Origin of the sequence: Streptomyces sp. MB09-01 (assembly GCF_033794505.1) — a bacterium.
Classification (GTDB): Bacteria; Actinomycetota; Actinomycetes; order Streptomycetales; family Streptomycetaceae; genus Streptomyces.
The window spans coordinates 1-11,816 of sequence record NZ_JARAYQ010000247.1 but is presented as its reverse complement, the minus strand read 5'-3'; the positions used below and the strand labels follow the sequence as shown (position 1 = coordinate 11,816).

General features: G+C 70.2%; 12 protein-coding genes. 5 read left to right on the top strand and 7 right to left on the bottom strand.

Translation table 11 applies throughout. The features are described from left to right. Window positions 1-304 precede the first annotated feature (304 nt). Both PV721_RS34775 and PV721_RS34770 read left to right on the top strand, forming a co-directional pair. Complete coding sequence (locus tag PV721_RS34775; RefSeq protein WP_319731468.1) at window positions 305-916, top strand: DUF6461 domain-containing protein; 612 nt, start codon at window positions 305-307, stop codon at window positions 914-916. Window positions 917-1,398: 482 nt separating this feature from the next. Beyond that, complete coding sequence (locus PV721_RS34770) at window positions 1,399-2,076, top strand: DUF6308 family protein (RefSeq protein WP_319731466.1); 678 nt, start codon at window positions 1,399-1,401, stop codon at window positions 2,074-2,076. Window positions 2,077-2,753: 677 nt separating this feature from the next. Here PV721_RS34770 and PV721_RS34765 read toward each other — a convergent pair. Beyond that, window positions 2,754-3,974 carry an acetylhydrolase gene (locus PV721_RS34765; RefSeq protein WP_319731464.1) on the bottom strand — a complete coding sequence of 407 codons (1,221 nt, stop codon included), beginning with the start codon at window positions 3,972-3,974 and terminating at the stop codon, window positions 2,754-2,756. A gap of 658 nt (window positions 3,975-4,632) precedes the next feature. Continuing rightward, the gene (locus tag PV721_RS34760; protein ID WP_319731463.1) at window positions 4,633-4,941 is read right to left on the bottom strand and encodes a hypothetical protein; all 309 of its coding nucleotides are present in this window, start codon (window positions 4,939-4,941) and stop codon (window positions 4,633-4,635) included. Window positions 4,942-5,565: 624 nt separating this feature from the next. On the opposite strand from PV721_RS34760, the gene PV721_RS34755 reads away from it, so the two are divergent. Together PV721_RS34755 and PV721_RS34750 are read left to right on the top strand one after the other, a co-directional pair. Beyond that, window positions 5,566-6,051 carry a DUF2975 domain-containing protein gene (locus PV721_RS34755; RefSeq protein WP_319731461.1) on the top strand — a complete coding sequence of 162 codons (486 nt, stop codon included), beginning with the start codon at window positions 5,566-5,568 and terminating at the stop codon, window positions 6,049-6,051. Continuing rightward, entirely contained in the window at window positions 6,051-6,272 is a 222-nt protein-coding gene (locus PV721_RS34750) for a helix-turn-helix transcriptional regulator (RefSeq protein WP_319731459.1), read from the top strand. Before PV721_RS34755 ends, PV721_RS34750 begins: the two co-directional genes overlap by 1 nt. A 337-nt stretch (window positions 6,273-6,609) precedes the next feature. On the opposite strand, the gene PV721_RS34745 is transcribed toward PV721_RS34750, so the two are convergent. The 5 genes from PV721_RS34745 to PV721_RS34725 form a co-directional block, all read right to left on the bottom strand. Beyond that, window positions 6,610-7,338 carry a hypothetical protein gene (locus tag PV721_RS34745; RefSeq protein WP_319731457.1) on the bottom strand — a complete coding sequence of 243 codons (729 nt, stop codon included), beginning with the start codon at window positions 7,336-7,338 and terminating at the stop codon, window positions 6,610-6,612. A 13-nt stretch (window positions 7,339-7,351) separates the two neighbouring features. Continuing rightward, window positions 7,352-7,528, bottom strand: a complete 177-nt coding sequence (locus PV721_RS34740; RefSeq protein ID WP_319731455.1) for a hypothetical protein — start codon at window positions 7,526-7,528, stop codon at window positions 7,352-7,354. A 951-nt stretch (window positions 7,529-8,479) separates the two neighbouring features. Next, entirely contained in the window at window positions 8,480-8,674 is a 195-nt protein-coding gene (locus PV721_RS34735; RefSeq protein ID WP_319731452.1) for a hypothetical protein, read from the bottom strand. Then, window positions 8,671-8,922 (bottom strand): hypothetical protein, encoded by a 252-nt coding sequence (locus tag PV721_RS34730; RefSeq protein ID WP_319731451.1) that lies wholly within the window; start codon window positions 8,920-8,922, stop codon window positions 8,671-8,673. Before PV721_RS34730 ends, PV721_RS34735 begins: the two co-directional genes overlap by 4 nt. 390 nt (window positions 8,923-9,312) lie before the next feature. After that, the gene (locus PV721_RS34725) at window positions 9,313-9,600 is read right to left on the bottom strand and encodes a hypothetical protein (protein WP_319731449.1); all 288 of its coding nucleotides are present in this window, start codon (window positions 9,598-9,600) and stop codon (window positions 9,313-9,315) included. A 1,483-nt stretch (window positions 9,601-11,083) separates the two neighbouring features. Here PV721_RS34725 and PV721_RS34720 point away from each other — a divergent pair. Beyond that, entirely contained in the window at window positions 11,084-11,212 is a 129-nt protein-coding gene (locus PV721_RS34720) for a hypothetical protein (protein ID WP_319731447.1), read from the top strand. Window positions 11,213-11,816: the final 604 nt, after the last annotated feature.

Sequence of the window (11,816 nt, the reverse complement as noted above, 5' to 3'; positions counted from 1 at the left end):
CCCCGGCCCCGCTGCAGCCGCCACCCCCGCATCCGGTCCCGCCGTGGGGGAAGCCGCCGATCCGTGGGCTGCGCACGTGAGCACGGACGCGAAGCGCTCCCGGGGGTCCCTGACCGGGGGCCTGAGTCTCCCGCGGTCTCGATCTCGGTGACCGTGCCCGCTCTGGAGCAGCGGAGTCGGGGTGTTCCTGAGTGCCTCTGGTCGGGCATTCGTGAATCCCTTGAAGTGGTAAATGTGCCTTCCGGTCCCCGTTGACGGCCACGGCGTCCTTCCACTGTCAGTGACAGGAGCAAGGATGGGCGGCATGACGAAGACCGGGGCGGACTACGCGTGGTTCGAGAACGACTTTCCAGACATCGCCGAGGCGTACTGCTTCACGCTGGTGCGGGGTCTGTCGCCTGCTGAGCTGATATCGCGGCTCGAAGGCCGATCGGAGGCACCCTTGCAGGGCATAGCCGCGGTCGTCGAAGCCGCTTTCGCCCAGTACGAGCTGGAGGATGGCGACCGTCAGCTGGTCGCCGTGACGACCGTCGGCGCCTGGACGCTGCTGATCGAGCCCAACGGCTACCTCGGTGTCACCGAAGAGCGAGCGCTTCCGGCTTCCGCCGGCACGAGCTGGATCTCTCATTTCGTCAACATCAACGCCGTCGGCACGTTCCTCTGGGCCGAGGACGAAGTCCTGCGACTCTGCTTCGACCCCATGTTCCCCGAAGACCGCTGGGGCACCACCCCCGACGAACTCCTCGACGTGATGACTTGCATCGGCTTCCACGTCGACGACGGCGCGCCGGAGACCGAGATGGACCTTTCCTCACCGGCCGCCTTCGCTCTGGCGGAACACCTCACCGGCGTCGCCATCACTCCCGAGCTGCTTCATGACACGACCTTCACCTGTGCCACCGTCCGGATCCGTTGACATCGTCCGCCCCCTCCCGCGTTCAGGGGCACGGGATCTGAGACCCACGAACGCGACCTCATCACAGCTGCCCGCGAATGGCGGCCGCCGGCGTCCGAACACAGTCATGCGTGGCAGGCGGGTGCCACGCGTGCCCGGTGGCCTCGCCCACAACTGCCGGGTGGCCCGCGGGCAGTGCGGCGCCTATCGGGGCGGTACAGCCCGAAGCGGGCGCGGGTTCGACGGTGCCGTCGGCCCCAGCGTGGGCACGGTGGTGCTCCCGGATCCGGAGCTGCCGATGGGAGCGGACCGCGGCCCTCCTCTTCCAGCCGGGAAGAGCCATCGGCTGACGACCGGGGTGCAGGAGCGGTTGGATGGCGGGTGCCGCGCCTCCGGGTGGCGCTTCGCCAACTCGGCGCCGCCGGGGAGCCACGCGGCCGGACGGGAGGCAACCGGTGAGTGACCACTGCGACGACACATGTCTGCTTGGAATCGAGTCACTAATGCCCAGCTCCACCCTTCCGCCGCCGTGCGCGGAACGGATACACGGCTACATCACCGCTTGTCAGGCGATCGTGGATCTGCGGCGTTACTTCGGGATCAATCTGCCGCCCGGTGCGCTGCCGTTCACCGGCAGTCGGTTCGAGCATCTGGCGGGTGGGGGAGACCTGCCGGAGGTCGCCGACCGGATCACGGCGGAGGACCTGGTCGCGGTGCAGACCTTGTCGGTGACCGTTCCAGTGCCGGTCGCACTGGACATGCTGGAGGGCCCTCTCGGCGAGCGGCTGTCCGGCCTGCTGCAGGCCATCCCCAAAGACATCGATATGGCCGATGCCACAGCCGCGGTCCTGGCCGAAGGCTCGCCGGCGGCTCGGGCCTGGCAACTGCTCGAGGACCAGCCCGACGTCGGATGGGTGATCGCGGGGAAACTCCTGGCCAGGAAGCGTCCGCGGCTGCTGCCGGTCTACGACAAGGTGGTGCGCTGCGCTCTGGGCCGCCCGCGCCCCTCGTTCTGGCTTGCGCTGCATGCCGCGCTGCGCGCGGACGACCGAGCCCTGCACCGTCAGTTGCTCGCGCTGCGCCAGGTTGCCGGGGTGCCGGAGAAGGTCAGCGCGCTGCGGGTGTGCGACGTGGTGGTGTGGATGAGGCACCGGGCGGAGGGCCACGCCTGTCCTCGCTGACTCCGCCATGGCGAGTTCGGGCCATCAGAAGGCAGCAGCGCCACGTACTCCATTCGACACCACTACTGCGCCCAGTCGACGCCGAGTTGGGCGAGGGCTGCGCGGCTGCGTCTGGTCGAGTCGGTCGCGGCGTTGTTTCTGGTTGGCGAGCCACCCTCCATCTACGTGCGGGATCTCGTGGAGATCACCGACTCCGCGTTGTCGAAACAGGTCTCGCGCCTGGAGCGGGCGGGGTGACGGTCGAGAGGGGTCAGATTGGCCGTCGGCCGCGGACCTGGCTGCGTCTGACCGAGGACGGAGTAGCTGCTGACCGGCGCCACCTCGCCGCGCTCACGGCAATGGCGGGCCACTGCACTGATAAGGCTGGGACGAACCGCTGGTCACGGGGTGACCAGCGGTTCGACGGGGCCGGCGCCGGGTCATGAGTACGTGGAGCTGGTGGGTGGGACGCGCTGCTGGATGTGACCGGATGGCCCCCGCAGGAGGTCGTGGAGGGCGCGCTGCTGATGTCGGGTCACGGCCAGTTCGGGCCGGGCGGCCGCTCCGGACACCTCAGGGCGCGGGGCAGGCTGGTTGCGCGTCGGCCGCGCGGGCCGGTGGAGCCCCGGACTGGCAGTCCGGACCCACGTGCTCCCCCAAGCACCTACGAGGGACCGCAGTGCTGCGGTCCTGGGCACTCAAGGGAGGAACGTCACTGCCGGGAAGGCTGGGGACGGCCCGTCGAGCAGGTGCCCCCGACGGTGGCGCAGGTGCTCGTCGAAGAACGCGAGCGGGTACGCCTGCTGGATCTTCACCGCCTGATCGGGATCGAGGGTGCCGATCACGTCCTGAAGCTGCTGCCCGCTCCATCCGAACAGCTTCGCCACCTGCGGGAACAGTGCCTCGTTGTCACCATACGAGACGTGGACGGCGCCCTGGGCCTGGATGTTCAGCCGCCAGCCCCGCAGGTGCGACCAGAATGCGGCGGCCTCGGGATACGTGGCCCGGGTGAATACGGCGGACATCATCATGAACGGCCGGTCCAGGTCGCCGGCGAGCGGCGGGTTCATCTGCATCGGGCCGTCGAGGCTCAGCCCGGCTCGGATGCGCTCGTCCGCGAGCGTGGCGCAGGCGGTGGCGGTCCCGCCCTTCGACCAGCCGAACGCGCCTATGCGCCGCGGATCGAGGGAGCCGAGCAGTCCAGCAGGCAGCTTCCTCCGGGCGACGTCCGGATTGCACCCGGCGGCGAGCTGCTCGACGCAGTCGAGGACGAAGCGCAGGTCAGCGGCGAAGTCCCCAGGCAGCGTCGGCGCCTGCCTGTCACGGAGCGGGACGGCGACCCGACCGTCGGGGAATTCTGTGTAGGTGTCGTACTGGTGAGCCACCGTCACCACTGCGTATCCGTGGCTGGCGAGCTCTTGGACGATGACGGTGTGGTCGCCCTGGTGACTGTGTGCGCCGTGCGAGAACACGACGACGGGCAGCAGTCGGCCCGACCGTCGCACCGGAGCGCCCACGTGGCCGGCGGTGAGCGGTCCCAGAGGGGCCAGAGCGCTGAAGCCCGCGTCGGTGAGGAACGCCTGAAGTGCACCGGCCGGCATCCAGGACGCCACCGGGTACCGCTCGACATCCCGGGCGGGGTACCAGACGGTGGCCATCAGCTCGCGGAAGTGCCCGGGGCCCGCGATGTCGTCCGGACGCGTCCGGTCGACGAGGTGCAGCTGGGCCGTGCCCACCGGGTGCGGCCCGGTCGGCAGGGGCAGCACGAGCCGCGTCGGGGCGGGGGCCGCCGCGGCCGAGTCCGCCCACGCGGGGCCGGCGACGGCGGCAAGAGGCACGGCGGCTCCGGCGGCCAGTGCGGCTCCCAGCATGCGGCGGCGCGTCATGTCCTTCCGGCTGATGAACGGCTTGGTGGTCATGGGCCCCTCCCGTGGTGACAGGTCGTCAGTCGTGCCGCGACGGCCAGTCCGTGGGCACAGGGGAAGGCTGTCACGTGCCTCTCCCGTGCAGCATCGGCCCGCCGATTGATCACGCGCGCGAGCATCGGCCCACGGGTTTACACCCTGGGGCCGATGCGGTCAGCGGTGCCATCCGGTGACGAGGCCGGAATGAGAACACGGCGCGACCTCGCGGTGCTGCGCGTCACCGTCACTTGACTCTGCCGCGGCCGGGCGGGTGAGGAGGCGTGTTCGGACGCCGCGCGGGAGTGATCCTGGCCTACCGCGTTCGTTCGCGAACCACTAGGCCTGCGTCACCTGCCCGTGCGTTGATGCCCGGTTGAGCGCTGCGGCCGGCTGCAGGCCGCCCCTGCAGGCCGGCTCGGCGGTTGCGCGCAGGGCCTCGGCATCGAAGGCTGCGGTACGTGGAGTGTGCGGCCGGCGAGGAGCTCGCGCACCCGGCTGTGAAGGTCTGGTCCATCCGTGGCAGGTAGGGCCTGGGCTTGATCCTGGGGGTCGTACACAGGCCACGACGTGCCGAGGACCAGAACGGGCGTGCGTTCCGCATCCGTTGGCGACGATCACGCGGCGCGTGTGACGGGCCGGGGTGTCCTGCCTCAGCGCGGTTCGTGATCCGCCTCTACGCGTCGAGCTCCGGGAGGCGCTCGTCAGGGGCGGCCGGGCGGCCTTCGGCCAGCCAGAACATGTAATCGCGAAGGTACTCATCGAGGCCGTGGTCCAGGTGGGCGAGGTACGTCCGTGCGCCCTCGGCGGTCTCCCGGAACTCCTCGCGCTCGGACGTGGCCCACTCGCCCCACCCTACGCGTGCGGCCCACTCGCGGACCCTGCCACGCTCGCGCCACCAGTCCCGGACCAGCTCCGAGGTCCAGTGGCGGTCGCCGTCCCCGCCGTACCCCCCGAAGGGGTCGCACTCCGCGGCGCAGGTCAACTCGAGGGGCTTGCCCCCGCCCGCCGCGCCCGAGCCCGCCGGCTGGGAGCGGTACGGCGCGGGGCCCGCTTTCCTGCGGGACCTGGCGACCGGCGCCGCCCCGCGCGCGGTGAAGGCCTGATGCTCCTCCGCGCCACGCAGGTCTCTCGAGGCCTTGCTGCTGAGCGAGCGGACCTGCGCGGGGCTTTGTCCACGGGAACTCGTGGACGAAGCCAGGTGCCGCGCCGTTCACGCACGGAGGCCTGATTTCTCGGACTCGTAAAGCCCGGTCCATGGTGGCGTTCTCCCTGGCGATGGTCGCCTGCTCGTGAGAGCGGGAGATCCCTGTGTCGCTCTTCTGGAAGCGGGGGAGAGGGTGCCGTTTGGCCGGTGACGGGACCTGGATCGTCACGCAGGGCTCCGTGACCCGTAACCGTGGCCGGTGACCGGTGGCCGGTGGCCGGTGACCGGTGACCGGTGACCGGTGACCGGTGACCGGTGACCGGTCACGGAACCGGGCAAGCCCAAGGCAGGCGGCGGCGTCCCGCCGCGATGCGAAACCGCCGCCCATCCTCCGTCCCCAGCCCTTGCTCGACCTATCGAAAGTCGATAGATTCCCATCGCGATTCGATGGAAGGATGGGTTATGGGAAAGCTGACAGTGGGTGCGCTGCGCGCGGTGCTCGTGGTGGTGCTTGCCGGCACCGTGTTCGTGCAGGCATTGATGGTGTGGGCGTTGTTCACCGACCCGGAGGACGGGTCACTCCCGCTGACCCCGCTGCGCGTGATCACGATCCTGGGCATGGTGTCGGTCCAGGTCGCCCTGGTCTGCGTATGGCGGCTGGTGACGATGGTGCGACGCGGAACCGTGTTCTCCCCCGCCGCCTTCCGGTACGTGGACGGCGTGATCGGCGCGATCGTGGCGGCTGCCCTCGTGTGGTTCGCGGTCACGGCCGTCAATGCGCCGGGCCAGCGGGACGACCCGGGCGTCACCGTCATCATGGGCGGGGTTGGCGTGGCCATCCTGGGGGTCGCGCTGATCGTGCTGGTGCTGCGGATGCTACTCGCCCAGGCCGTCGCGCGTGACGTCGAAGCCGCGCACATGCAGGCCGAGCTGGACGAGGTGATCTGATGCCGATTGCCGTCGACATCGACGTGATGCTGGCCAGGCGGAAGATGTCCGTGGGCGAGCTCGCGGACCGCGTAGGGATCACTCCCGCCAACCTGGCGGTACTCAAGAACGGCCGCGCCAAGGCGGTGCGCTTTGCGACGCTCGCCGCGCTCTGCGAGGTGCTCAGGTGCCAGCCGGGCGACCTGCTGCGCTGGGAGGCCGAGGACGCCGCAGCCGGATGACGTGCCCCCGGGCGGGCGTGAAAATGCCTGGCACCACCGGCGGTGCGCACGTCACGCTCAGCTGGGTTCGTCTTCGACTCCGTATCTCCCGGGAGGACTCCGTATCTCCCTGGAGTAGGGACAGCACCCCCCAAGACGGCCAGACCGAGAGCGATCCAGACGTACCAGACGGGTATGTCCACGGCGCGAACTGTATCGGCCGCGCCAGGACCGCGACGAAGATCCATTCACAGCGGCAGCCAGCGCGGCGGGATGGCTGCTCTGGCTGCGGATGTCCCACACCCGGCGTCGCGAGCACACGGTGGGCGGGTGCTGCACGCTGGAACCGGCCGGGAACTCACTCTGATGGCGATGTTGTTGTGCCTGGTAGGCCCTCGCCGACGTGGATCGTCGGCGCACCCTCAGGAAGGGGCGGGGCCAGTACGAACGAGCCTGGAGGCCCCGCGATAGGCAAATACCACTTCCGGCCTTCGACGGTGAACTCGAGATCCAGGGACCAGCGCTGCGCTGGACCAGGCAGCTCGGCATCCAGGAGGAGGCGTAATTCGATCGTGTCGCCGCGGCCGAGCTCCAGTTCCAGGCGCTCGTCCGTGCCGGCCTCCCCGAAACGGGTGGTGGCGCCGTTGGCACCTAGGGCGACGTCGAGCCACTGCCTTTCGTGGTCGCTGAAGTCGACGTAGTCCCGGGGGCATTCAGCGCTGATCTGGGTACGCGTCACGGCCGGGCGGTGGCCGTGGGCGCGGGCGCGAACACCGGTGATCGTCAGGCTCTGGGTGCGTTCCGACACAAGGAAGAACCTGATCTGCAGGCCGGTCGGCGCTGCTCCCAGCCGGCGCAGCCATATGCGTACGGCAGGTTGGCAGGCATCGCGAGCTGGTGGGATGCCTGTCTCCTCAGCGGAGGTCGACACCACCCATTGCCCGTTGGCCGTCACCACCACATCACGTACCACCACCGCCGGGTCCGGTGCGCGGCGCGGCCACCGGTCCTGCGGCCACGTGCCGACAACCCATCCCAGGAGCGCACCCAGGACAGCCAGGGCGCCGATGAAGCAGACCGTGCGCATACGGTCCCTGCTGTCATGAGCGGTCTTCGGGCACCCGCCTTCCTTCCTGCCAAGTGAAGACGGGCAGACCGCTGGAGTCGGTGATGTGGAACGGCTTTCCGTTGTCGTCGATCACCGTCGTGCCGGACACCCTTCCGTCGGTCCAGCGCAGCTCCACCTTCCACGCGCAATGGCACTTGCCGGGGTTCACGTCGATGAGCAGCGTGGCCGGGTCGGATGCCGTGGCTGTGTAGGGGGAACTTCAGTTCGTCCTTGCGGAAGCCTTCCATGAAGTCGCCGACCGGTACCGAGTAGGGCGGTCGGGCAGCGAAATTGACGCGGCCGACGTGGTAAGTGGGGCTGTCGCCGCAGTTTCCGGCCAGGCTGATGTGGGTGCCGCGGATCGGCGGACGGCGCTCCACGACCCGGAAGCGGATGTCGTGGATGATGATGGCGCGCTCGTCCCTGGCGCGGGCGCTGATGTAGAGGGCGACCGGCCCGGCGGGGGCGGCCCCGAAGGCGGGCGGGTTCTGGTCCCAGGTCTTGCCGTCTTTGCGGATCCCGTGCAGGGGGGCGTGTTCATGATCGGGGCGGCGGGGGAGTCCGGGTACACCCAGCCAGTAGCGTTGCAGCCGCCCCCGTCGCCCTGCTCGACGTGCACGCCGAGGATCGGCCCGTCTCGTCCTTGACGATGACCTCGCGGTTGTCACCAAAGACGTCGCTGATCACGGACTTCCCGGCGCCGGTGAAAGCATCCGTCAGCAGATTCGACACGGCCGCGATGACAGACGCGACAACCAGGCCAACCAGCCAGACACTCACCCGCTTCCACGGCGGCGGCGCGGGGCATTTCTCTCGGCCTGCTCGTCGGGAGCCGGCGTATTCGCATTCATGGACAACCGCCGAAAGCCGTCGGACTCCGCACGGACCCCATCCTGGGCCGTGCCCGTGTGCCGGACGACGTGGGCGCGGCAAAACGGGTGGTCACGGCTGCCGGGGGCACAGACGGTCTCGACTCGTCACCGCGCCCACAGGCTTCAACCAGCTTGTGAATGGGTGTCCTGGTGGCACTGGGTGTTAGCCGATGTGGATTGGTCGTCCCTGGTCTGGGGGCTTGGTAGTGACCAGTCGTCTGCCGTGAGTGCCCACCGGCGGCCGTCTGTCAGAGGGGGACGCCGATGCGGTACCTCCACAGTCCGGTGTCGAGCTGCTGGCGTTCGTAGAGCCGGACGCGCTCGACGGCCTGTCCGTCGGGCAGGAGCAGCGTGATCGGTGCAGGTGGTGGTACAGGTTCGGTATGGCTGGGAGCCCACGTGACGACCTGCGGGCGGGGCTTGGCGGTGGTCTGCTCGCTCATGCTGCTGCTTCCCCTTCCGCCGGTGCGGAGGTGTGGGTGCGGGCGGTGCGCCGTAGCTCGACGCTGCCGGCCCGCCAGGCGGTGGGGGCCGCCCAGGAGGGGTGGGTGCACAAGGTTCCGGAGAGGGCGATCAGCCGGCGCCGAAGCGCGGTCGTACCCGCCCCGGCCTGCGCGAGCTCGGCGTACGTCTGCTGCCACGCCCTTTGGAGCGTGATCAGGTCCTCGGGGAAGCGGAACGGTGGTCTCACACCTACAGTGATCGATTTTCTCCGCGAGTGCCACGCTCCGGTCATCGGCGTAGGTCTGGTGGCAGAGCGCGGCCACGGCGGGGCTGGTGACGCCGTGCGCGGCGCGGCACAGCTCCGTCATGTCCGCGGCCCCCGACCCGGGGGCGGGGTCAAGGGTCCCGTCGTGCCGACGATGCTGTGCACCTGGCCGACGAGGGGTGTGTGCAGCTGCGGCGAGCGGGCCGACCGCTGGGAAGCCGCACACAACTCACCATCGGGGCTGGTCAGGCTGCGGATTCGGCCTAATGTGCCCCGCACACCGGCTTGCGAGTGACCGAGGTCTGTAGCGCGGTGGTCACCGCGCGGCAGCGCTGCGAACTCGTCGGCTTCGCGTACGGAATGTTCAGCGGCTCATTCCGCCGGAGGGGTGTACCCCCAGGTCACGGGGGCCTCCTCCTCGTAAGGGTTCGGCGGGGCCTTGTCCGGCATGTCCAGCGGCTCCTCCGGAGGGGTGTACCCCCAGGTCACGGGGGCCTCCGCTGGGGGGTCCGGCTCGTACGAGACGGTGATGTCGTCGGTCGTCGGGTCCGCCATCGCCGTCGTGGCGGGAAGGACGACGCCTCCCGTGACCGCCACGGCCGCCGCCGCGATCGTCGCGATCTTCAGGCGCACGGAGTTCTTCCGGATCTTGCGAGCCATGGATTTCTCCCGGTGGTAGTGAAGGGCTCCCGTCTGGCGCCCTTGGCCTCGGTTCCAGTAGGCCGGAGCCACCCCCGCGGGGTCATGCACCGGGATTTCGGGACTTGACACCGCCGGGGGCGGCCGAACCCGTTGTCCTCGCGGTGGACCGGCGTGTTCCCTCCCACGATGCCCTCCACCCCAGAAAGATCCGTCCAGGTCGGAATGGGAGGAGTCCTGGACGGACGTGTGGGGCGTGGAGGGGACCCTGATTGAGCCCTGAGCAGCCGCAATCTGCCCGGATACCGCGGCTGGTGTGTTGACTGCACCGACGACGATCAGTTCGAGTCGGCCCTGCCCGGCCGGAGTCCGGCGGCAGATCAGTCGGTGGCGCCTTCGAGGAAGTGACGGACGTCGGGGCGAAGGATGCCATCTGCTCGACTTGATCACAGCCCGCCGACGGTTCCCGCGGTACGCACCCATTGGGGACGGCACCACTGGTCCGATCCACTGACGCATCCGCGAGGCGTCCCACCACCTGTGATCCCGATCCGCACGATGGCCCAGGTGGCCCGGAAGGGGACCCACCGCCATCGTGCGATCCGGTTTTGAGAAGGAGCGGCACTACATGAGCCCCGAGCACAAGACCAGTACAACCCTTGGACCCCTGCCCAGACGGAGCAGCTGGCTGACTGGCGGCACCCTCGCCTCGCTTGCCCTGGTACTCACGGGAATCGCCGGCCCCGCCGTCGCCACCGCCGAAACCGTCCAGGCCACGAAAGCAGTCCGCACAGCGAGCCCCACAGGAGGAGGCGACGAATGCCGGCCGGATCACCACCGGCCCGATGACTACCGGCCCCGGACAGTGGCCGGCGAGGACGACGACCACGACCACGCGTGCCAGCCGGGCGCCACTGGTCCGACGGGCGCCACCGGTCCCCAGGGTGAGCCCGGTACCCCGGGCGCCACCGGGGCAACAGGCGCTACCGGCGCCACCGGAGCAACCGGTGCCACCGGCACCCAGGGTGAGCCCGGTACCCCAGGCGCTACCGGGGCAACAGGCGCTACCGGCGCCACCGGAGCAACCGGCGCCACCGGTACCCAGGGTGAGCCCGGTACCCAGGGTGAGCCCGGTACCCCGGGCGCCACCGGGGCAACAGGCGCTACCGGCGCCACCGGAGCAACCGGCGCCACCGGTACCCAGGGTGAGCCCGGTACCCAGGGTGAGCCCGGTACCCCGGGCGCCACCGGAGCAACCGGCGCTACCGGCGCTACCGGCGCCACCGGCACCCAAGGTGAGCCCGGTACCCCGGGAGCCACCGGAGCCACCGGAGCCCCGGGCGCGACCGGCGCGACGGGCGGCAGCGGCCCTATCAGCACCCACGAGGTAATCGGCAACTTCACAACGACACCGGCGGGCAATTTCGGGACGGCTACTGTCACGTGTCCGCTCGGCGAGACCGCGATCAGCGGCGGTTTCTTCCTGTCCGGGAGCGTCTTTCCCTTGCGGTCTGAGCGGACCACCGTCAACACACCCGGCGACACCTGGCTGGTCGACTACCAGAACACCAACACGATCGCCGCCGGAGGCGCCGCCACCGTGATTTGCTCACCCGACGCGACAGGGAGCTAGCCTCCGCCCCCGGTCCGCCCCCGGTCCGAGTCCGGCCGCGCCAAGCCGGCAAGACCAGTACTGAGGAGCCGGGGCTCTCGCCGCGCGCCGGCCTCCCTGCCCGACGCCCACGTGGCTGATCGAGCGGGGGGGGGGGGGAGAGAGAAGGGCGGGCCGGCTGCCGGTCCGCCTGCACGCCGGGGACTGCCGGGACGCTGGTCGAACAGCAGATTCGGGGACGCGGGGTTAGCTCCACGCCTCAGCGCCCATGCTGCCAAACCCAGGAACCGCGGAGCAGCCCGAGCCGCACACGGTCCTGCATCGCGAACTTGGCCACCGCCACCTTGCTGCTGCGCCCCAGGGCCCCGGCGCAGCAGCTCGTACGGCTTGGCGGCGACGCCCTCGGCGGCCACGGTAACAGGAGGCGCCGATCTGGATCGGGGCCGATGGACGAGGCCGGGACGAACGCCATGGCGGTGGGCGACCGGTTCGGGTCTGGTCCCGGCCGCGGATGCAGGCTCCGGCCGGTGGTCGCTTGCGGTGGTGGAGGCAGCCGACCCCGAGGCGGTGCGCGCCGCGCTGCGGGGCCCGGTGGGGGCGGGGTGGGCCGCAGACCGGCTGATGG